Source organism: Xanthomonas sp. NCPPB 3442 (genome assembly GCF_056725145.1).
Genome location: NZ_CM161514.1, coordinates 1602481 through 1622838 on the forward strand (window position 1 = coordinate 1602481; position 20358 = coordinate 1622838).

Genomic DNA, 20358 nt, shown 5'->3' on the forward strand with positions numbered 1-20358 from the left:
TTCGCGCCCGCAGGCGGCGCAACCACACAGCGGTATGCCGTTCCCCCAAGCGTGACAGGACGGCGATAATGGCCGTCTTTCCTTTGGAACGGCGCACATGACCCAGAAGACCATCCTCAACGACACCCATCGTGCGCTTGGCGCCAAGATGGTCGACTTCGGCGGCTGGGACATGCCGATCCACTACGGCTCGCAACTGGACGAGCACCACCAGGTGCGCCGCGACGCCGGCATGTTCGACGTCAGCCACATGACGGTGGTCGACCTGCACGGTGCGCGCGTGCGCGAGTTTCTGCGCTACCTGCTCGCCAACTCGGTGGACAAGCTCAAGGTCTCCGGCAAGGCGCTGTACACCTGCATGCTCAATCCCCAGGGCGGGGTGATCGACGACCTCATCGTCTACTACATGACGGAAGATTTCTTCCGTCTGGTGGTCAACGCCGCCACCCGCGAAAAGGACCTGCAGTGGATCGGCGAGCAGGCCGCACGCTTCGACGTGCGGGTGGAAGAGCGCAGCGACTTCGCCATGATTGCCGTGCAAGGTCCCAGCGCGCGCGCCAAGGTCATCGACCTGCTCGACCCTGCCGACACCGCAGCGGCGAGCAAGCTCGGCCGTTTCGCCGCGCTGCAGACGCGTTCGCGCGACGGCATCGATTTGTTTCTTGCGCGCACCGGCTACACCGGCGAAGACGGTTTCGAGATCGTGTTGCCGCAAGAGGCTGCCGTCGCATTCTGGAATGCGTTGCTCGCGCAGGGCGTCAAACCCGCAGGCCTGGGTGCACGCGACACCCTGCGTCTGGAAGCGGGCATGAATCTCTATGGGCAGGACATGGACGATGGCGTTACCCCTTACGAGGCCGGGCTGGCCTGGACGATCGCCCTGGACGAAGGACGCGACTTCATCGGTCGCAGCGTGCTCGAATATCAAAAGGCGCAGGGCGCACCGCGTCAGCTGATCGGTGTGGTGATGGACGAGAAGGGCGTGTTGCGGCATGGCCAGACCGTGCTCACCGCCAGTGGCGAAGGCGAGATCCTGTCCGGCACGTTCTCGCCCACGCTGGGCAAGGCGATCGCCTTCGCGCGCGTGCCGGCCGGCAGCATCGAGCAGCTGCGGGTGGACATCCGCGGCAAGCAGGTGCCGCTGCGCGCAGTGAAGTTTCCGTTCGTGCGCGATGGCCAGGCACAGCCCGGCGTGCTCGGCGACTGACTCGTGTAGCGCCGCGTATTGCGCGCGGCGCTGCGCCCGGGTCCGTATCCATATCGCCATCGCCCCATCGCCGTGCGTGCACCTGTCTTGTCGCGCGGTCTAAACTAGCCACCTGTCCCCAACCATCATCTTTCCCGGAGCACACCCATGAGCGAGATCCCTGGCGACCTCAAGTTCCTCAAATCCCACGAGTGGGCCCGCGTCGAAAGCAACGGTCGCGTGACCGTCGGCATTTCCGACCACGCGCAGGGCTTGCTGGGTGACCTGGTTTACGTCGAACTGCCGGGCGTCGGCGACACCGTACAGGTCGGCAACGGCGCTGCGGTAGTGGAATCGGTCAAGGCCGCCTCCGACGTCTACAGCCCGGTCAGCGGCACCGTTGTCGAGGTCAACAGCGCGTTGAGCGACAAGCCGGAAACCATCAACGAAGACGCCTATGGCGAAGGCTGGATCTTCGTCGTCGAGATCGACGACAAGGAACAGCTCAACGACCTGCTGGACCCGGACGACTATGCCGAGCTGCTCGAAGACGACGATCACTGATCAGGTGTCGTTGCAGCCGGTATCCGATGGCCGCTCATGGAGCGGCCATTTTTTTTGAGCGCGCCTGCGTCGGTGATGCGTGCCTTGGTGCAGCGATGCGGCGCGAGCCGGCGCGCAATCGCAGAGAGGGAGGCGTCGTTCGGTCGACCGCCGACCGCGACGCCGTCGGTGGCATGTCGATGCGGTGGCTCGGCACGATCCAACGTGCATCCACTGCTGGCCCACCTGCACTGCGCCGGATTTCTGACGTGAGTCGTTCGTGAGGGTTTGGCGTGTGCCCGGTGAAAAAATTCTGCGCCATGGCGCCTGTCTCGATCATCGGTTGGTGCACGCGATGGATGCGGTCGTCGGTGCGCGCGGGTGCGTGCATGACGCTCTAGGCGCTCAATAAGTTTGCGCATTTCTGCTCATGCGACGCCGGAAGTGCAGCCGTTGGATAAAAAATTTTCAGCTGGCGGACAGGCGGCAAGCAATGCCATCGCATCGGCTTGACCGCCGTGCCGTCCAAGCGCCCAGGCAGGCACGCAAACGCGCGACACAAAAAAAACAGCGGAAAAGAAGCGCTTTTTTGAAAACGCTGTTGGGCGAGCGCGCTTCTCGCTTGGACGAGTATGTGCAGACGCGGGGTGATTGGCTGGCGTGGACATGGCACGCAGCGATGGTGGGCAAAAAAAAAATTGCAAAAGAGTGTTGACAGTAAAAAAAAGCGTGATTAGGTTTCGCCCAGCAGACATTGCTGCGGAAGAGAGTGAGCAGAATCGACATCGCGCCGACAAGCTTGTTCCGGATGTCCACCGAAGCGCTAATCACGGTGGAGTCGGGTCCGCTTCTCTCCAAGAAAGCAGTTGTCGTTCCGACTACGCACCCGTGTCGCCGTTCGATGCGGGTGTTTCTGTATCCGTTCCGTCGCGCATCATCTGCGGACGGTTCCCGACGACGGCATGCCGTCGCGGGGTTTGGTTCAACTGGGCGTTTCACCTCCATAGTTCACTGACGAGGAGCCAATTACATGGCCACTGCAAAAGCTGCGAAAAAGAAACCCACTGCCAAAAAGGCAGTGAAGAAGACTGCCGCCAAGAAGGCAGTCAAGAAGGTCGCCAAAAAGGCAACCGCCAAGAAGGCAGTGAAGAAGACTGCTGCCAAGAAGGCCGTCAAGAAGACTGCAAAGAAGGCAACCGCCAAGAAGGCAGTCAAGAAGACTGCGAAGAAGGCAACCAAGAAGACTGCCGCCAAGAAGGCAGTGAAGAAGACTGCAAAGAAGGCGACCAAGAAGACGGCCGCCAAGAAGACCGCCAAGAAGGCCGTCAAGAAGACCGCCAAAAAGGCAGTCGCGAAGAAGGCGACCAAGAAGTCCGCCACTAAGAAGAGCGCTGCCAAGAAGCCTGCCGTGAAGAAGGTCGCCAAGAAGAAGCCGGCCGTTCGCAAGAAGAAGGCCGCTCCGGTCGCGCTGCCCGCAACCCCGGCACCGCTGATCTGATCTTGTAATACCCGATCGCCGTAAACATCGAGCTCTCTCCCCGACGCCCAGCGGGGAGGGAGCTTTTTTATGCCTGGCACTGGCGTGGTCGGTGCCAGGCTGCGCGTTGCCAGTCTGCAAACGGTGTAGCTGTTGCGGCCGAGCAACGTCGCTGATTCAAGTTCGCGGCATCGAGGCGCCAGACGCGCATGCCGGTCGGCAGTGCAGACGTCGCCGCGCGATCATTCTGGCTCTGCCGGCCAACCTGGACAGTTGTCGGTCCTTCGCGCGAGGGCACGACAGCACGCCGCCGCTGCCTGACTTGATGGTGGGCCGGCAATGCAGCAGGTCGCAGAGCAAGATAATGCGGCGGACCAAGCCAGGAGATTCCAGAGCCAACCGTTCGGGCTCGCCACGTCGGCACGCCGAACAGATCGGCTCAGTCTCAGCGTTGGTGGCAATGGGCGTTACGCCAGCCAAAGAATTCGGGCATAGCGTGCAATCACGGCCTTGCTCTTGCGCGCCCGGCAGGCATGCCATCGGCGAGCCGCCCAACGCGCATTGGAAACACAGAAACAGCAAAGGCGGCCGAAGCCGCCTTTGCCTACGTCACCGACACGAGGTCAGTGCACGACGTCCACTCAGCGCGGCGAGGCCACCGACTTGCCGGAAGACGCGCCCTTGCCAGCCGGGTCGGGCTTTTCTGCCAGCATGTTTTCGCTGCCGAAGTCGCCATCCACATCGATGTCCAGCCAGCGCTTGGCCGGCAGGCCAAGCGCGCGGTCCAGGATGGTCGGCAGCATGCCCGAGGGCAGGCCGCTTTCGCCGTTCCACAGGATCGCAACACCCAGGTCGCGCTCCGGCAGCAGTGCGACCAAGCCGCGATAACCCTGCACCGCGCCGGCATGGAACACCACTTGATGGCCGGCGTAGTCGAACACGCGCCAGCCCAGCGCATAGCTGGCCGCATCCACGCGCTCGTGGCGCCAGCCCGAACGCATTTCGCCCGGCGTGGAGATCAGCGGCGCGTGCAGCGTCGCAAGCAGCGGTGCAGGCAGCACGTCGGTGCGATGGCCGGTGTGCGCGAGCAGCCACTGCGCCATGTCACTGGCGCTGGCGTTGACGCCCGCAGCGGGCGCCAGACGGTAGTAGGTGGGCTTGGGCGTCAGCGAGACCCAGCCATTGCGGCTGCGCACATGCGGACGTGCCCAGTGCGGGCTCGCCTGGATACCGGCCAGCCCCATGCTGGCGTCGTTCATGCCCAGCGGCTTGAAGATGCGACGCTCTACCGATTGCTCGTAGAAGCTGCCCGATGCGGCGAACACCACATCGCCAACCAGGCTGAAGGCGACGTTTTGATACGCGTAGCAATCGCCCGGTGCGCAACGCAGCGGCGCAGCAGCCAGCTTATGGCTGAGCGAGTAGTAATCGACGTTGGATTCGATATCGCGGTCGTAGGCGTTGCGGGTCAGGCCGACGCGATGGCTGAGCACTTCGGCCACGGTGAGTTGACGGGTGGCGGCGTTGTCGCTGAGCTGGAAGCCCGGCACATAGTCGACCACCTTGCTGTCCCAGCGCAGCACGCCATCGTTGACCAGCAGGCCGGCCATGGTGCCGGCGAAGGCTTTGGACAGCGAAGCCAGGCGAAACACCGTGTGGCCATCGACCGGCTGCGGATGATTGACATCGGTGACGCCATAGCCGCGCGCGCTGAGCACCTTGCCGCCCTGCACGATGGCCATCGCCATGCCGGGCACCCGGTTGCCGTAGGTCAGCTGGTCCGCCATCGATTCGAATGCCGCCACATCGAAACCGGCAGCAGGTGCCAACACTTGGTTGGCCGGCAGCGAGGTGCGATAGGGCAGCGGTGCGGTGGGCGACTGCGCCACAGTGGCCGCCTGCAATGCAGTAGCGGTGAGCGCGGGTGTCTGCGCGGTGGAAGAGAGGGCCAGGGGCAACAACGCCCCGAACAGCCCGATAGCCAACGGTCGGAACCGTCGGCGCGTGCGCATTTCTGTCATGGTTGTCCCGCCTGTTCCGCTGCCTCCGGCGATTCTAGCGCCGCGCTTTGCAATAGCACAAACTGCCGGAAGATGAATGGGCATCGCATTGATCCTATTGATGATTTTAGATTCAGAATTCGAGTATTCCGGTACCGCCGAAGCGTTGCCACGCGCTGGTGCGATACAAGAAGCAAGCAGCGTGCCGGCGCGGAGGGCACCCGGGCCGCAGGCTGCTGCGACTGGTCGCTGGTGGCGCTGCCTCGCATCGGCTAACTTGCGCGCTTCTTTCACAGGTGCTGCCTTTGCCATGTTTTTTCTGTCGGGCCCGCCTGCGCGAGCGGTCGTTACCCCATGACCAGCCCCTCTGCGCCGCGATCTGCGGCTGGCCGTTTGAGCGCGGCACTGCGTAGCTCGCCACCATTGGCATGGTCGTTTCTTTACTTTTTCTGTCTGCTCAGCGGTTACTACGTGTTGCGCCCGGTGCGCGAAGCGATGGGCGCCTCGGCCGACGTAGAGGCGCTCTTTCCCACCGGCATGATCGCGTTCTTCGCCGCGCACGGTGTGCCCTTGAAGGACTTCACGCTGCAGGTGCTGTTTACCTGCACCTTCCTGATCATGGTGCTGCTGCAACCGGTCTACGGCGCTTTGGTCAGCCGCTATCCGCGGCGGGTGTTCCTGCCGGGGGTGTATGGCTTCTTCATCGCCACCCTGCTGCTGTTCTACGTGCTGTTCGACACCGGCGTGCCGGGCCGTGGCATGGCGTTCTTTTTGTGGGTGACCGTCTTCAACCTGTTTGCGGTGGCGGTGTTCTGGAGTTTCATGGCCGATGTCTTCAGCAATGCCCAAGCGCGCAGCTACTACGGCTATATCGGCGCGGCAGGCACGCTGGGTGCGTTTCTGGGCCCGGTCCTGACGCGCGTACTGGTCGAACGTATCGGCATCGCACATCTGATGTTGGTGTCGGCCGGGTTCCTGGCGGTATGCGTGCTCTGCGTGCTGCGCTTGCGGCTGTGGGCCGTTGCGCGCGAACAGGAGGGCCAGCTGAGCTCCGGCGAAGTGCCCATGGGCGGCGATGTGCTCGGCGGCCTCAAGCTGATCGTGCGTGAACCGCTGTTGCGCTGGCTGGCCTTCATGGTGTTGTTCGGCGTGGGCGTGGGGACCTTGCTCTACAACGAACAGGCGGCGCTGGTGCGGCGGCTTTACACCGATGCAGCGGCGGCCACCGCCTATTACTCCAGCATCGACCTGGCGATCAATGCGCTCGCGCTGGTGCTGCAGCTGCTGGTGACGCGCGCGTTGCTGTCGCGCTTTGGTATCGCGCCGGCGTTGTTGATCCCGGGTGTGGCCATCATGCTGGGCTATGCGGCGTTGGCGGCGTCGCCGTTGCCACTAATGATTGCGATCGTGCAGGTGATTACCCGCTCCAGCGAATTCGCACTGGCCAAGCCCGCGCGCGAAACGCTGTACACACGGGTAAATCGCGAGTGGCGCTACAAGGCCGGCGCCGCGATCGATACGGTGGTTTATCGCGGTGGCGATCTCACCTTCGTTTGGGTGCACAAGCTGGTCTCTGCGTTCGGCTCCAGCGCGGTGTTCGGCGTCGGCCTGGTCGTGGCGACCGGCATGACGGTCGGTGCGTTCGGCCTGTTGCGGCAAGCGCGCAAGCTACCCGCCGAGCGCGACGTGGAGACGGACAAGCGCGTTTCCGACTAAGCACCGCGACAGCACATGCGCAGATGCAGCTTGGCGCTCGGCATCGACCAGGCAGGGGGCCTGCGTCTCACACTGGCAGCGCCAGAAGCGCAGGCGCCAGCCCGGTAGTGCAGGTGTGCCGAACAGAACGACCGCAATCGCGGCTATGCTGGCGGCACCATTTTCCGAGGCGGTCTGCCATGTCCCTGTTCGCCATCATTGCCGGCCTGTGCATCGCACTGCTGCACGTCTACATCCTGGTATTGGAAATGGTGCTGTGGACGCACCCGCTGGGTTTGAAGACCTTCCGCAATAGCCTCGAAAAGGCGCAGGCCACCCGCGTGCTCGCGGCCAACCAGGGGCTTTACAACGGCTTTCTGGCCGCTGGCCTGTTTTGGGGCGCACTGGCCGCCCGCGCCGACGTGCTGAGCTTCTTCCTGGTCTGCGTGGTCGTGGCAGGTTGCTACGGCGCCTATAGCGTCAACCGCCGTATCTTCTTCGTGCAGGCGCTGCCGGCGTTGATCGCCTTGGCGCTGGTGTGGCTGCCGTTCTGATCCGGTTGCGGCAGTTGTCCGCTGCACGCAGGAGTGGGGCACTGCTGCGATGAGCTCTTCGTAGCCTCAGCGCCTGACTGCCTCAAGTGCACGACTTGCGCGCGCGTTCGGCCCCTGACACCCGCTCATTTGATGGCCGCCAACTGCGTGGCGTCGCTCACACATGCGTGCTGTCGAAAACTGCAGCTGATCAGGTCTGCAGGCAGCATGCCGGAGACAACACCCATCTCCACAAACAACAACGGCGGGCCGAAGCCCGCCGTCGTCCATTCTCGCCCAAGCTTGACGCCTTACGCGGCTTCGCGCGGCTGTTGCGCCTGCGGCTTGTCGTAGAAGCTGGCCGCACGCAACTCATGCGGATCGAAGTCGTCCACGGTGATGGTGTCCATCATGATCTCGCGCAGCTCTTCCAGCAGCTTGCGCTCTTCCAAGCTGATCACGCCTTCGGCCACGGCTTCGTCCAGCTGCGCCGGGAAATCCAGCGCTTCGATGCCCTTGGTCTTGAGCGCCTTCAGGAACTTGCGCTCCACCGGCTCGGCCATCACCGCCTTGGTCAGGTAGCTGGCAATACGACCGCCCGGATTGTTGGCGCACGGCGTCAGGAACACGCCCTTGGCCAGACGGTCACGCGCCTCGTTGGGCGTCATCAACAGCGAAGCAACGCGATGGCCGAGGCGATCGCCAGGCGCTTCGGCGCGACGGCCAAGCGGGAAGATCAACACCCACATCAACCAGCCCACCGGGCGGATCGGGAAGTTGCGTAGCGCCGCCGACAGCGCGGTTTCGATCTTGTGCACGCTGTCGTGGAAAGCCCAGGCCAGCAGCGGCTGGTCGCTCGCCGGCGCGCCTTCGTCGTGATAACGCTTGAGGATCGCGCTGGTCATGTAGATATGGCTCAGCACATCGCCCAGGCGACCGGACAGCGACTCCTTGAACTTCAATTTGCCGCCCAGCATCAGCATCGACACGTCGGCCATCAAGGCCAGATTGGCCGAATAGCGATCCAGCTTGCGGAAGAACCGACGGGTATATGCATCGCCCGGCGCCGCACCGATGCGCGCACCGGTCAGACCGAACCAGAACGAGCGCACGGCGTTGGAAATACCGAAGCGGATATGACCGAACAGGCTCTGGTCGAACTGCTCCAGGCCACGACGGGTATCGGGATCCTGTGCGGCCTGCATCTCCTTCAATACCCACGGATGGCACAGGATGGCGCCCTGGCCGAAGATCAGCAGGCTGCGGGTCATGATGTTGGCGCCTTCCACGGTCACGCCGATCGGCGCGGCCTGCCAGGCGCGGCCTGCAAAGTTGCGCGGCCCCAGGATGATGCCCTTGCCGCCGATCACGTCCATCATGTCGCTGACCACTTCGCGGCCCATGGTGGTGCAGTGGTACTTGGCGATCGCCGACGGCACCGACGGCACGTCGCCGCGATCCACCGCCGCGGCCGTGGCCTGCGACAGCGCACTGATCGCATAGGCCTTGCCGCCGATCCGGGCCAGCGCTTCTTCCACGCCCTCGAAACGACCCACCGACAATCCGAACTGCTTGCGGATACGCGCATACGCACCGGTGACCACCGCCGCGGCCTTGCTACCGCCACTGGCGGTGGAGGGCAGGGTGATCGAGCGACCGACAGCCAGACACTCGTTGAGCATGTTCCAGCCCTTGCCCACCATCTCCACGCCACCGATCAGCTGGCTCAGCGGGATGAACACTTCTTCGCCATGGATCGGGCCGTTCTGGAACGGCGAATTCAACGGGAAGTGGCGACGGCCGATTTCCACGCCCGGGGTTTCGCGCGGCAGCAGTGCCAGGGTGATGCCGATGTCCTTCTTGTCGCCGATCAGGCCATCCGGATCGTAGGCGCGGAACGCCAGGCCGATCAGCGAGGCGACCGGTGCCAGGGTGATATAGCGCTTGTCGAAGGTCAGCTTGACGCCCAGCACATTGGCGCCATTCCACTCGCCCTTGCAGACGATGCCGTAGTCCGGAATCGAGGTGGCATCGGAGCCGGCGAACGGACCGGTCAGGCCGAAGCACGGCACTTCCGCACCGACCGCCAACCGCGGCAGGTAATAGTCCTTCTGTTCCGGGGTGCCGTAGTGCAGCAGCAGCTCACCGGGGCCGAGCGAGTTGGGCACGCCCACGGTGGAGCTGACCACGCTGGAGATCGAGGACAGCTTCTGGATCACCTTGTGGTGCGCCAGCGCGCTGAAACCCAGGCCGCCGTATTGCTTGGGAATGATCATGCCGAAGAACTTGTTCTTCTTGATGAAATCCCACAGCTCCGGCGGCAGGTCGGCGTGGACGTGGGTGATTTCCCAGTCGTTGATCATCTTGCACAACTCTTCCACCGGGCCATCCAGGAAGGCTTGCTCTTCGGCTGTCAGTTGCGGCTTGGGATAGTTCAGCAGCTTCTGCCAATCCGGGTCACCGGTGAACAGCTCGCCTTCGAAACCGACCGAGCCGGTCTCCAGTGCAATGCGCTCGGTCTGCGACAGCGGCGGCAGCACCTTACGGAAGAAGCCCATCAGCGGCGTGGTCAGCAGCGGCTTGCGCAGGAACGGCAGTAGCACCGGTGCGGACACCAGCACCACCAGCGCGGCGGCCACGAGGGTGGCGGTGAGATTGGCACCCAGCAGCCAGCACGCCACCAGCACACAGGCGCTGATCGCAACCCACGTGGCAAGGCGCATCCGGTGATAGGCAGCGATACCCGCCGCCAGGATGACGAGGAGGAACGGTGCAATGATGCTCATGGTCTTGCTCCAGTGACATGCTCGGTAGTGTTGGACGCTGCGATGGTGCAAGCCGCCGGCAGTGCGTCCAGATAATGCAACACGGTGGCGGTAAACGTGGTGTTGTCGTCGCCTGCCAGCATGTGCGTGGCATCGGGCAGATGCACGTGCTGCGCATGCGGCGCGATGGAGAGGAATTCGGCAATGTTGGCTGGCGTCACAAGATCGCTGCGTCCGCCGCTGATGAGCAGCATCGGGCAACGCACCTGTGCTGCCGCCTCCAGCAATGCATGCTGCTGGAGCTGGGCGTCCTGACCGGCGAGCTCGTCGACCAGGCGCGGATCCCAGTGCCAATGCCAACGCCCGTCGGCACGCTGCCGCAGCAATGCCTGCAGTTGGCCGGGCGTTTTGCGCGGCCGATGCGGCAGGTAGACGGCAATCGCATCGGCGGCCGCATCCAGCGATGCAAAGCCGTCCGGATGCGCGGTCATGAAGCGCAGGATGCGCTCCACACCCGTGGTGTCCCAGCGTGGCGTGATGTCAACCAGCACGATGGCACGAAACAGGCCGGGCCAGCGCGCTTCGGCCAGTAGCCCGAACAAGCCCCCCATCGACGCAGCAACCAGCACCGGTGGCTCGGGCTGCTCGCCGGCCAGCACGATCAGATCGTCGGTGAACTGCGTTGCCGAGTAGGGGTGATCCGCCGCATTGGCGCTGGAATCGCCATGCCCGCGCGCGTCGTACGACAGGGTGCGGTAGCCCCTGTCAGCCAGCGTCGCGGCAGTGGCGTCCCAGGCATGTCGGGTCTGTCCAAAGCCATGCGCGAACAGTACCGACGGCGCGTGTTCGGCACCCCGCATCGACACCGCGAGCACTGCGTCGCCAGCGTTGACGCTGGACAGGGACGCAGTGGAGGCGAGGCTAGCGGGTGAGATGACCATACTTAATGGTATGGATGCACGATGGCGACTGTCAATACTCAATCGTATGGACGCGACGCCCCCCCGATTTTGAGTAGCACCTCAGTTTGGAGTCCAATTCCCTAACTCGAGGAGATTGGACGTGAAGAAGCGTTTTTCTGAAGAACAGATCATCGGCTTCCTGCGCGAAGCTGATGCCGGTGTGGCGATCAAGGACCTGTGCCGGCGGCATGGCTTCAGCGAGGCTTCCTATTATCTGTGGCGCAGCAAGTTCGGCGGGATGAGCGTGCCCGATGCCAAGCGGCTCAAGGACCTTGAGTCCGAGAACGCGCGGCTGAAGAAGTTGCTGGCCGAGCAGCTGTTCGAGAACGACCTGATCAAGGATGCACTGCGAAAAAAGTGGTGAGCGCACCGGCGCGTCGCATGCTGGTGCGCGAGTGGATCGGGCGTGGTGCCAGCGAGCGTCGTGCGTTGGCAGTGATCGGCATGAGCGCCAGTGCGCTGCGATATTGCCCGAGCGAAGATCGCAACGTCGAACTGCGCGAACGCATCTGTGCGTTGGCGCATCGCCATCGCCGTTATGGTGTGGGGATGATCTATCTCAAATTACGACAGGAAGGACGCATCGTGAACTACAAGCGTGTGGAGCGGTTGTACCGCGAGCAGCAGCTGCAGGTCCGGCGCCGCAAGCGCAAAAAGGTGCTGATAGGAGAGCGTCAGCCGCTGCTGCGGCCATCGCAGGCCAATCAGGTGTGGTCGATGGATTTCGTGTTCGACCGCAGCGCCGAAGGCCGAGTGATCAAGTGTCTGGTGATCGTGGACGATGCAACCCACGAAGCGATCGCCATCGAGGTGGAGCGCGCAATCTCGGGCCATGGCGTGACACGCGTGCTGGATCGGCTGGCGCACAGTCGCGGCTTGCCACAGGTGATCCGCACAGATAACGGCAAGGAGTTTTGCGGCAAAGCGATGGTGGCCTGGGCACATGCGCGTGGCGTGCAGTTACGGCTGATCCAGCCTGGCAAGCCAAACCAGAACGCCTACGTCGAATCGTTCAATGGCCGGCTGCGCGACGAATGCCTCAACGAGCACTGGTTCCCAACCCTGCTGCATGCGCGTACCGAGATCGAACGCTGGCGACGCGAATACAACGAGGAGCGACCCAAGAAGGCCATTGGCGGCATGACGCCATCTGCGTATGCCCAACAGCTGGCCAACACCGATATCATCAACTCCGGACTCTAAACCCGGCCGCTACTCAGAGCGGGGGGACGTCGAACGGTTAAGCCACTGAATCATGGCGCTGATATGTCAATTTCGTGATGCATACTGCAACTGACACAAGCGTATGGTTAAATCGCGGCATGAACGACACCATCGACTCCAGCCTCACCACGCCCCGCGCCAGCTCCGGTCGCGGCAATCGCCTCAGCGCGGACGATTGGGCACAGGCCGCGCTCGATCTGATCGCCGAACAAGGGGTGGGCGCGGTTGCAGTCGAGCCGCTGGCGCGCCGGCTCGGCGTCACCAAAGGCAGCTTCTACTGGCACTTCCCCTCGCGCGACGCTCTGCTGCAGGCGGCCCTTGAGCGCTGGGAAATCTTCGAGCAAAAAGAAGTGTTCGGCAGCCTGGAAGACGTGCCTGACCCCAGCGCTCGCCTGCGCGCGTTGTTTCAGCTGGTTGCCCACGAAGTCAAACCGCACGTCATCTATAGCGAACTGCTCAAGGCACTCGATCACCCGGCCGTGCGCCCGGTCATCGACCGCGTTTCGCAACGTCGCCTCGATTACCTGATCGCCTCGTTCCGCCAAGCCGGCCTGACCCGCACCGACGCCCAGCACCGCGCTCGCCTGGCCTACGCCGCCTATGTCGGCTTCCTGCAACTCTCGCTGCAATTGCAACAGCCCAAGCCGGCCCGGGAAGATTTCGAAGCCTACGTCGAGCATGTGATCCAGACGTTGATTCCGGGGTGAGCTAAAAGAGTCGGGTACTGAGCCCCATATCTCGGTAGCGCTCAGACATAAATAGCGTTGAAGCTCAGACACGATTACGGCCCCATTTGGGGCCGTAATCAATTGCACAACTGTTTAACGATCAGAAGCGCTGACGGTACTGCATGTACATGTAACGGCCAGGCAAATCGTACTGCGGATCGAAACGGTTGGCCGAGGTGCTGTATGCAACCGGCGGATCCTTGTCGAATGCATTGTTCAAGCCAACAGACACCGTCGCATTCCAGGGAGTGTTATAGCGAACCTGGATGTCGTGGTACGTCGTCGCGCCGATGTGATTGCGCGGCGATGCCCCGTCAGCCGTCACGCGGTTCGGGTCAGAGCAGTAAGCCTGCGCCAATGCGGCCGACAACGGGCAAGCTTCGGCCATGCCAGACTTGTAGCGCAGACCCCAGTTGATACCGAAATCGCCAAGCGACCAGTCGACATACAGGTTGGAGCGGATGCGCCAGTACGGGTCCTGGTTCAAGTAACGCCCCTGAAACTGCTCCGGTTCCGAATCGGCAGTTGCCTTGGTTTCCCAGCTGGAGAGGTATGTGGAATCCCAGCTGATGGTGAACTGGCCGAACGCCGTTTCCGGCAGACGGTAGTTGATAGCCAGGTCCCAACCCTCCACCTTGTACGACGCCAGGTTCAGCAGCGGCATATTGATGTTAGTGACGGTGTAAGCGCCATCGGAATAGTTCGGGTCGCGTGTAACCAGGGCGCAGTACTCAGCCTGCTCGCCCGCGCTTCCGCCGTAGCACTTGTCCAGGATGAACTGAGCTTCCGGGCGTGTGATCGCATTTTCGATCTCGATCTGCCACCAATCCAGGCTGACATTCAGGCCTTGCGCAAAACTTGGGCTAAACACCATGCCCAGTGTACGGCTGGTCGACGTTTCAGGCTGCAACTGAGCGTTCGATGTCCAGGTAAAAGGCTCAAGTGTCTGCTTGGCGCCGTTGCCTGCACCCGGCTGCACGAAGTTCGCGGGCACACCTGCGGCTGCACAGTTTCGCGCTACAACAGAGTTGCTCAGCTGGCCGGATTGGCTCGAGCAAGGATCCGCATACGTTTCGAACGAATCGGTATTGCCTGCGAACAGATTATTGATGCTCGGAGCGCGGAAGCCTTCGCTGTAGTTGCCGCGAATCATCAAATCCTGGATCGGCTTCCAACGGAAGCCGAACTTGTTGTTTACGGTATTGCCGAAATTGCTGTAGTCCGAGTAACGGGTTGCCAAGCTGAAGTCCAGCAATTGAGCGCCGGGCAGATCGGCCAAGACCGGTACTGACAGTTCCAGGAAGAACTCATTCAGGTTGTACGAGCCTGCGGTCGGGCGTGCGCCGTTGCCGGTGCTTAAACCTGCTGCAATGAATGCATCGGGATCGAACTGACCAGTTTCCTTACGGTATTCATAGCCGGCAGCAAAGGCCAGCGGGCCAGCTGGCAGGTCGACGATATCGCCACTGAGGTTCGCGGTGTAGCCCTTGGACTCAACCGAGGACGAATCATGTGCAGTGAAGCTGGTGTAATCCAGCGCCGCTTGGCTGATGGAGCCGCGCGGTCCTAGTGGATTGACCGGGACGCAACCTGGGATCACATCGCCACCAGGAGCAGAAACGCAAACCGGCACGCCGCCGCGCAGTTCCGAAGGGCCATAAGCGTTATTGAGGTTAGCGAGATTGAACAAGCCGTAGGTCAGAACGTTTTCATCGGACTTGTCGTAGCGGTAGCCAACATCCCAATCGAAGTTGCGTCCAGCAAATTCAAAGAAGCCTTCCAGGCCGCCATAGAAGTGCCAATTTTTTACGTTCTGATTGAACGAGCGGCCACCGGTCTCAATGAAGCGACGGTTGACGCTGGTCAGGTCCTGGCCAAACGGGTTGTAAAGGCTATCTGCGCTGAGCGTCAGGCCGGTGACCGGCATTGCGGCCAGCAACTGCTCGGACTTGCGCTCGTTGTACATTGCCTCGGTGCGGAACGTCACGTTGTCAGTGAAGTTGAAGCTACCTTGGGTAAAGAGCGAGGTACGTTCCTGCGGAGTCAGCAGGTAGTTGTCCGGTGCCGTGTTGTAGCCATGGACATTGGCGACGTACGGCGTTTCGACGCCGTTGATAAGGATGCGGCGCGAGCCATTGCGAATGTACGAACCCGGGAAACCCGTGCCGCTCTGGCCGCTGAAGAACGGAGGGCCGCCCGCAGAGATCTGGCGATCACCAGCCATTACGGAATCTTCTTTCACGTAAGAAGCGCCGACCATCAACGTTGCACGGTCAGTGGTGGTGCCGATTGTGAAATCGTAAGCCTGACGCTGGCCGTCGCCCTGACTGTATTGCCCAACATTAACACCGGCTTCGGCGCCGTCGAAGTTCTTGCGGGTAATGATATTGACTACACCGGCAATGGCATCCGAACCGTAAATCGTCGACGCGCCATCCTTCAGGATGTCGATGCGCTCGACCATTGCGGTCGGGATGGTGTTGAGGTCCACGCTGCCGTCCAGGCCGGTCGTCCAACGACGACCATTCACCAGCACCAGAGTGCGGGCACTGCCCAGGTTACGCAGTGCAATGCCGGAGCTGCCGTCGCCGCCGTTATTGAATGTGCGATTCAAAGCCGCGCCATTGGCCGCGACGCGTTGCAGCACATCTGCCACGGAGGTGACGCCCTGCTTATCGATGTCCTGGCGAGTCAGCGTCAGAACGGGCTGCGACGTTTCCACGTCCGCGCTCTTAATGCGCGAACCCGTCACTTCGATCTTGTCGAGGTTGGTGGTGCCGGCTTCCTGGGCGATGGCGGTGCCGGTACCGCCCACACCCACGACGAGCGCGAGGACAACTGCATCGCGCAGCTTGTTGGACTTGCAATTCATTAGCTCTCTCTCCAAGTGATCTTGGGTACTGCCAAGGGTTGTTTGCCTGCCGGGGGTTCCGAAAAAAGCGGATCCAAAACGTCAGGGTGAACCGATGGTATATGCGTTGCGAGAGAAATTAAAGTCCCGTTAACGAAAAAGAAGAAGGTTGTGAAAGTGGCAGCCGGGCGCGTGATCCGCAACGAAAAACGCCACCGGCTGCGGGCCGATGGCGTTATGAGAATTGCTATGGAATCAGTGGGTTACAGGTCCTGCTCGTATCTGACGTACGGAACCGTACCGTCGCTGTTGCTCTCGTTACTCGGTGCGAACGGGTTCTTGCCGCGGGAAATGACGTTCTCGGCGCCAACGGTGAGTTGGCCGCTCCAGGGGGTGCGCCACGTCAGGCCCAGGCCCAGGCCTTCCCACTTTTCGGGCTGGCCCGGGACATCGACGACGCGACCAATGACATTTGCGCTAAAGGCACCGTAGCCGCCGCCAACGCTCAGGGTCTTGCTGTCCCACTGGTCGGCAATGGCCGGGGACACGTCGGCCAGCGGGACCAGGCGTGCGCGAGCATACGTGCCGCCGATCGAAACAAAGCCTTCGCGGCCGATGTTCTTCTGCCCGAAGACGGTTAGGTCGTTTTGCTCGACACGCGTCAGCGGGGCCTTGCCTGCACCGATCAGCCAGGCGGGCAGGGTGTCGCGGCCAGTGCCGGCAGTGACGCCCACCCGGCCAGTGCCGCGATTGAAGCCCAGCGTGCCGGACACGCGGCGCGAGGCAGCCGCGCTGTCTTCTTCGTCATCGCCGATGCCTGCGAGCAGGCAATGGCTGGCAAGACCGCTGATGTTGGTGCCGCGGCTGCTGTTGCAGAGCAGGCCAAGCGAGTCGCCGGAGCTCAGGCCAAACGCCGCATCGAGCGAGTTGCGGCCGAAATGCCAGCGTGCACCGGCTTTCTGCTCGCCGGTCGGCTCCAGGTACAGAAAGGCTTCCACCTTGCCGCTGCCCTTGTTCCACACCGGCAGGATCGTGCTTTCGCGCAACTGTTGCGCCGACTGCGCATGCACGCCAGTGGCCGCCGCGAGGGCAACCATCAAAGCTAGCGGGAGGCGCAGGAGGTATCGCATACCAGAGGTCAGACCCAGGGGCAGTTGTTAAGTTCCCGAGAGCGGGCAAGTAGGATGCTAGGGTGTTTATGATTATTTAACAAGTGGTCGCGTGCCCCCGGAACGCAACCGTCATCCTATCTATTGCAGCCTTTCCGGCGCTTCCTGCGAGGGCTGCGCCTCGTTGAAAAGTACGTCCAGCGCGGTCAACGGAAAGTGATACTCACGACCGCAGAATTCGCAGCGCACCTCGACTTCGCCAGTGGCCTCGGCGGCCGCACGCGCCTCCTCTTCGCCCAGCGATTGCAGCATCGAGGCAACCCGCTCGCGCGAACAGGAGCAGCCGAAGCTGAGTGGCTTGCTGCCGAGCAACTGCGGCGCTTCTTCGTGGAACAGGCGATGCAGCAGGTCCTGGCCGGCGACCGAGAGCAGCTCCGGTGCGCCCAGGGTGTCGAACAGGGCCCCGATGCGGGTCCAGCCATCGTTATCGCCTTCATCGCCGGGGAGCTTCTGCAGCAGCAGGCCGGCGGCCTGATCCGGGCCAGCGGCCAGCAGCAAGCGCGTCGGCAACTGTTCGGACTGCTGGAAATAGGTTTCGAAGGCTTCGGCCAGATCCGGTGCCTGCATGCCGACCAGACTCTGGTAGCGCTGCGGCTCGCGCGGGTCCAGGCCGGGGTTCTCGATGGTGATCGCCAGCAGCGCGGCCTCGCCCAGTTCGCGCAGGTCGGTCGGCGCATCCGCACCCTCGGCCAGCTGCACGATGCCGCGCAAGGTGCCGGCGGCGGTGCATTCGGCAAACAGGGTGCGCAAGGTGTCGTTGCCACGCAGTTGCACCGACAGGCGCCCGTCGACCTTGGTGTGGCCGGTGAACAGTGCAGCGGCCACCGCAGCTTCGCCGAGCAGTTGGCGCGCGGCGGGCGGGTAGGCGGCGGCACCCTGGATGTCGTGCCAGGCCTTGGTCAGGCGCACATGGACGCCGCGCACGCCGGCGGCGGGCAGCAGGAAACGGGAAAGCTGATCGTGATCGGTCATGGAAACATCGGGCGTAAGGGACGCGGGTTGCCGGATAATGCGGCAGGCATCGGGATTGAAGGTCGTAGCGAACAATGGGGACGGATGCATGGGATGGCAAGCAGGCGGCGCCACCGCGGCGCGCGCGGCGCTGGTTGCGCTGGCTGATGGCGGCACCGCTGCTGTTTGCAGCGGCGAGCGTGCTGCAGGTGCTGATCTTGCGGGTGGTCGATCCGCCGATCAGCAGCATGATGGTGGGGCGTTACCTGGAAGCCTGGGGCGAGGGCGACTGGCGTTTTTCTCTGCATCAGCAGTGGCGTGATTACGACAAGATCGCCGCAAGCCTGCCGATTTCGGTGGTGGCTGCGGAGGATCAGCAGTTTCCGATGCACCACGGTTTTGACTTGCAGGCGATCGAGAAGGCGCGCGATCACAATGCCCGCGGTGGACGCGTGCGCGGCGCCAGCACCATCAGTCAGCAGGTCGCCAAGAATGTGTTCCTGTGGCAGGGCCGCAGCTGGGTGCGCAAGGGTCTGGAAGCCTGGTACACGGTGTTGATCGAGCTGTTCTGGCCGAAGCAACGCATCCTGGAGATGTATCTCAACGTGGCCGAGTTCGGCGACGGGGTGTATGGCGCGCAGGCGGCTGCACAGCAGTTCTGGAGCAAGGATGCGGCAGGCTTGTCGCCAAGCGAATCGGCACGCCTGGCAGCGGTGTTGCCATCGCCACGGCGCTATGACGCGCGTCGTCCTGGTGCATTCGTGCAGCGACGTGCGACGTGGATCCAGCGGCAGGCGCGCCAGTTGGGCGGCCCTGCCTATCTGCAGGGGCCATCACGGTGAGCACGATCGAGACTGCGCAACTGCCGCCGGCACCCGAACGCCTGACGGTGCTCATCGCGGCCTTCAATGAAGAAACCAGCATTCCGCTGCTGCATCCGCGCCTGTGCGCGGTGTTGGCGCAGCTGCCCGGACTTCAGACGCACGTGCTGTATGTCGACGACGGCAGCACCGATGGCACCTGGGAGGTGTTGCATGCGCTGACCGAAGCGGATGCGCAGGTGAGTGCGGTGCGGTTGTCGCGCAATTTCGGCAAGGAAGTGGCGATTTCTGCCGGACTGGACCACGTGCTCCCGGGTGCGGTGGTGTTGCTCGATGCCGATGGCCAGGATCCGCCGGAGCTGATCCCGGAATTCGTTGCGCTATGGCGTGGCGGCTACGACAACATCTTCGGTACGCGGGTCATTCGCGAGGGCGAGAGTTGGCTCAAGCGTAGCGCTGCGCACGCGTTTTATCGGGTGATCCGGCGCTTGTCGCGTACCCCGATTCCTGCCGATACCGGCGATTTCCGCTTGCTGTCGCCGCGTGTCGTGCAAGCCTTGCAGCAGCTGCGCGAGCGCCACCGTTTCATGAAGGGGCTCTTCGGCTGGGTCGGGTTTCGCCAGGTAGCGCTGCCGTATCGGCGTGAGCCGCGTCTGTCTGGGCACAGCAAGTTCACGGTATGGCGGCTGTGGAATTTCGCGCTCGATGGCATTACCAGTTTTTCCACGGTGCCGCTGCGCGCGGCAACATATCTGGGCCTGCTGACCGCGGTGCTGGCGTTCCTGTTCGGCGCGTGGGTCGTCATCAAGGCTGCGCTGATGGGCGACCCAGTGGCCGGGTGGCCGACGCTGATGTCGGTGATCCTGTTTCTGGGGGGCGTTCAGCTGATTGCCCTGGGCCTGATTGGCGAATACCTGGGCCGCCTGTACGACGAGGCCAAGCAGCGCCCGCTGTATCTGGTCGATACCCACCGCGGCGCGGTGGGAGTAGTCTGCGATCACCAGACCAAGCGCGGAGCGGGCCATGCAGACCGTACGACAGCTGTTGGGGACCAAGCAGGTTGAGGTATTTGCGGTTGCCGCCGATGCCGCGGTGATCGAGGCGATTCGCCTGATGGCCGAGAAGGCCATCGGCGCAGTCCTGGTGATGGAAGGGGCGCGCTTGGTCGGTATCGTTTCCGAGCGCGATTACGCACGCAAGGTGGTACTGCGCGATCGCGCGTCTTCCACGACCAGCGTCGCCGAGATCATGAGCGCCGAGGTGGTGACAGTGACGCCGTCGGACACGGTGGAGCGCTGCATGCAACTCATGACCGACGGACGCTTTCGCCATCTGCCGGTGGTCGAAAACGGCCGCGTGCAAGGCGTGATTTCGATCGGCGACCTGGTCAAGGCGGTGATCGAAGCGCAGCGGCAGGATATCGACCAGCTGCAGCGTTACATCGCCAGCTGAC

The 20358-nt window shown here is 62.8% G+C and carries 17 protein-coding genes; 10 read left to right on the forward strand and 7 right to left on the reverse strand.

Annotated elements, in window-relative coordinates:
• Positions 1–97 precede the first annotated feature (97 nt).
• Together gcvT and gcvH are read left to right on the forward strand one after the other, a co-directional pair.
• Complete coding sequence (gcvT, locus tag AC1POX_RS06820; RefSeq protein WP_372356896.1) at positions 98–1207, forward strand: glycine cleavage system aminomethyltransferase GcvT; 1110 nt, start codon at positions 98–100, stop codon at positions 1205–1207.
• A gap of 147 nt (positions 1208–1354) precedes the next feature.
• Positions 1355–1750 carry a glycine cleavage system protein GcvH gene (gcvH, locus tag AC1POX_RS06825; RefSeq protein WP_003482419.1) on the forward strand — a complete coding sequence of 132 codons (396 nt, stop codon included), beginning with the start codon at positions 1355–1357 and terminating at the stop codon, positions 1748–1750.
• Here the strand turns inward: gcvH and AC1POX_RS06830 are convergent.
• Positions 1744–1953, reverse strand: a complete 210-nt coding sequence (locus tag AC1POX_RS06830) for a hypothetical protein (RefSeq protein WP_126952652.1) — start codon at positions 1951–1953, stop codon at positions 1744–1746. The two genes, gcvH and AC1POX_RS06830, sit on opposite strands and share 7 nt — an antisense overlap.
• Before the next feature lie 806 nt (positions 1954–2759).
• On the opposite strand from AC1POX_RS06830, the gene AC1POX_RS06835 reads away from it, so the two are divergent.
• Entirely contained in the window at positions 2760–3227 is a 468-nt protein-coding gene (locus tag AC1POX_RS06835) for a hypothetical protein (RefSeq protein ID WP_008572071.1), read from the forward strand.
• A gap of 620 nt (positions 3228–3847) precedes the next feature.
• Here AC1POX_RS06835 and AC1POX_RS06840 read toward each other — a convergent pair.
• Positions 3848–5227, reverse strand: coding sequence for a serine hydrolase domain-containing protein (locus AC1POX_RS06840; protein ID WP_011348211.1), 1380 nt, complete (start codon positions 5225–5227; stop codon positions 3848–3850).
• A 333-nt stretch (positions 5228–5560) separates the two neighbouring features.
• Here AC1POX_RS06840 and AC1POX_RS06845 point away from each other — a divergent pair, with 333 nt between their 5' ends.
• Entirely contained in the window at positions 5561–6922 is a 1362-nt protein-coding gene (locus AC1POX_RS06845; protein WP_011348210.1) for an NTP/NDP exchange transporter, read from the forward strand.
• Positions 6923–7101: 179 nt separating this feature from the next.
• A complete protein-coding gene (locus tag AC1POX_RS06850) occupies positions 7102–7455 on the forward strand; it encodes a DUF1304 domain-containing protein (RefSeq protein WP_011348209.1) in 354 nt (117 codons plus the stop codon).
• Positions 7456–7745: 290 nt separating this feature from the next.
• On the opposite strand, the gene AC1POX_RS06855 is transcribed toward AC1POX_RS06850, so the two are convergent.
• Together AC1POX_RS06855 and AC1POX_RS06860 are read right to left on the reverse strand one after the other, a co-directional pair.
• Positions 7746–10220: an acyl-CoA dehydrogenase gene (locus tag AC1POX_RS06855; RefSeq protein WP_008572075.1), complete on the reverse strand. Its 2475-nt coding sequence runs from the start codon at positions 10218–10220 to the stop codon at positions 7746–7748.
• Positions 10217–11140, reverse strand: a complete 924-nt coding sequence (locus tag AC1POX_RS06860) for an alpha/beta fold hydrolase (RefSeq protein WP_065627447.1) — start codon at positions 11138–11140, stop codon at positions 10217–10219. The genes AC1POX_RS06855 and AC1POX_RS06860 overlap by 4 nt, the downstream gene beginning before the upstream one ends.
• Before the next feature lie 121 nt (positions 11141–11261).
• On the opposite strand from AC1POX_RS06860, the gene AC1POX_RS06865 reads away from it, so the two are divergent.
• A protein-coding gene (locus AC1POX_RS06865; RefSeq protein WP_372356259.1) for an IS3 family transposase occupies positions 11262–12364 on the forward strand; the annotation gives its coding sequence in 2 pieces (ribosomal slippage) (positions 11262–11520 and positions 11520–12364; 1104 coding nt in all).
• A gap of 119 nt (positions 12365–12483) precedes the next feature.
• Entirely contained in the window at positions 12484–13092 is a 609-nt protein-coding gene (locus tag AC1POX_RS06870; RefSeq protein WP_003482399.1) for a TetR/AcrR family transcriptional regulator, read from the forward strand.
• A 121-nt stretch (positions 13093–13213) separates the two neighbouring features.
• Here the strand turns inward: AC1POX_RS06870 and AC1POX_RS06875 are convergent, their stop codons facing one another.
• From AC1POX_RS06875 to hslO, 3 genes are all read right to left on the reverse strand, one after another.
• Positions 13214–15985, reverse strand: coding sequence for a TonB-dependent receptor (locus AC1POX_RS06875; RefSeq protein WP_014090744.1), 2772 nt, complete (start codon positions 15983–15985; stop codon positions 13214–13216).
• Between the two features lie 242 nt (positions 15986–16227).
• Positions 16228–17061, reverse strand: a complete 834-nt coding sequence (locus tag AC1POX_RS06880; RefSeq protein ID WP_029819951.1) for an XOO1806 family protein — start codon at positions 17059–17061, stop codon at positions 16228–16230.
• A gap of 153 nt (positions 17062–17214) precedes the next feature.
• Positions 17215–18105 (reverse strand): Hsp33 family molecular chaperone HslO, encoded by an 891-nt coding sequence (gene hslO / locus AC1POX_RS06885; protein WP_008572080.1) that lies wholly within the window; start codon positions 18103–18105, stop codon positions 17215–17217.
• A gap of 74 nt (positions 18106–18179) precedes the next feature.
• On the opposite strand from hslO, the gene mtgA reads away from it, so the two are divergent.
• From mtgA to AC1POX_RS06900, 3 genes are read left to right on the forward strand one after another with little or no spacing between them, the layout of a single operon-like run.
• On the forward strand, positions 18180–18926 hold the full coding sequence (mtgA, locus tag AC1POX_RS06890; RefSeq protein WP_008572081.1) for a monofunctional biosynthetic peptidoglycan transglycosylase: 747 nt from the start codon (positions 18180–18182) through the stop codon (positions 18924–18926).
• Positions 18923–19969 (forward strand): glycosyltransferase family 2 protein, encoded by a 1047-nt coding sequence (locus tag AC1POX_RS06895; RefSeq protein WP_008572082.1) that lies wholly within the window; start codon positions 18923–18925, stop codon positions 19967–19969. Before mtgA ends, AC1POX_RS06895 begins: the two co-directional genes overlap by 4 nt.
• On the forward strand, positions 19929–20357 hold the full coding sequence (locus tag AC1POX_RS06900) for a CBS domain-containing protein (protein WP_338339060.1): 429 nt from the start codon (positions 19929–19931) through the stop codon (positions 20355–20357). Before AC1POX_RS06895 ends, AC1POX_RS06900 begins: the two co-directional genes overlap by 41 nt.
• The last annotated feature ends 1 nt before the right edge of the window (position 20358 follow it).

Coding starts and splice junctions, on each gene's coding strand:
- gcvH (WP_003482419.1), top strand. CDS start 1,355: ATGAGCGAGATCCCTGGCGACCTCAAGTTCCTCAAATCCCACGAGTGG.
- mtgA (WP_008572081.1), top strand. CDS start 18,180: ATGGGGACGGATGCATGGGATGGCAAGCAGGCGGCGCCACCGCGGCGC.
- AC1POX_RS06870 (WP_003482399.1), top strand. CDS start 12,484: ATGAACGACACCATCGACTCCAGCCTCACCACGCCCCGCGCCAGCTCC.
- gcvT (WP_372356896.1), top strand. CDS start 98: ATGACCCAGAAGACCATCCTCAACGACACCCATCGTGCGCTTGGCGCC.
- AC1POX_RS06835 (WP_008572071.1), top strand. CDS start 2,760: ATGGCCACTGCAAAAGCTGCGAAAAAGAAACCCACTGCCAAAAAGGCA.
- AC1POX_RS06845 (WP_011348210.1), top strand. CDS start 5,561: ATGACCAGCCCCTCTGCGCCGCGATCTGCGGCTGGCCGTTTGAGCGCG.
- hslO (WP_008572080.1), bottom strand. CDS start 18,105: ATGACCGATCACGATCAGCTTTCCCGTTTCCTGCTGCCCGCCGCCGGC.
- AC1POX_RS06875 (WP_014090744.1), bottom strand. CDS start 15,985: ATGAATTGCAAGTCCAACAAGCTGCGCGATGCAGTTGTCCTCGCGCTC.
- AC1POX_RS06880 (WP_029819951.1), bottom strand. CDS start 17,061: ATGGTTGCCCTCGCGGCGGCCACTGGCGTGCATGCGCAGTCGGCGCAA.
- AC1POX_RS06860 (WP_065627447.1), bottom strand. CDS start 11,140: ATGGTCATCTCACCCGCTAGCCTCGCCTCCACTGCGTCCCTGTCCAGC.
- AC1POX_RS06840 (WP_011348211.1), bottom strand. CDS start 5,227: ATGACAGAAATGCGCACGCGCCGACGGTTCCGACCGTTGGCTATCGGG.
- AC1POX_RS06900 (WP_338339060.1), top strand. CDS start 19,929: ATGCAGACCGTACGACAGCTGTTGGGGACCAAGCAGGTTGAGGTATTT.
- AC1POX_RS06850 (WP_011348209.1), top strand. CDS start 7,102: ATGTCCCTGTTCGCCATCATTGCCGGCCTGTGCATCGCACTGCTGCAC.
- AC1POX_RS06855 (WP_008572075.1), bottom strand. CDS start 10,220: ATGAGCATCATTGCACCGTTCCTCCTCGTCATCCTGGCGGCGGGTATC.